The 238-nt window shown below is 76.9% G+C and carries 1 pseudogene; it reads right to left on the minus strand.

The annotated features are described in order from the left end of the window. Nucleotides 1-12: 12 nt before the first annotated feature. Nucleotides 13-238: pseudogene (locus tag GT354_RS53050) on the minus strand (ATPase); the annotation flags it as partial.

Consider the following 238-nt stretch of genomic DNA (forward strand, 5'->3'; position numbering starts at 1 on the left):
CGCTCTTCCGATCTACACCTGGGGCGCCAGTTCGGCCACCGCGGCCTTGGGGAACGGCTCCCCCGCGAGCCGCCGGGCCAACTCGCGCGGCCCCGCCGCCGCGAACAACGCGGTCGCCGGGCCACGCCCGTCGAGGCCGCGCACCGCAGCGCGCAATCCGGCCAGGCCCAGGGCGTACGCGCTGCCCTCGTCGCTGCCCAGGTATTCACAGCCGCCGATCACCACGGGCGGGCCGTCG

It is taken from the genome of Streptomyces sp. SID3343, from assembly GCF_009865215.1.
Lineage (GTDB): Bacteria > Actinomycetota > Actinomycetes > Streptomycetales > Streptomycetaceae > Embleya.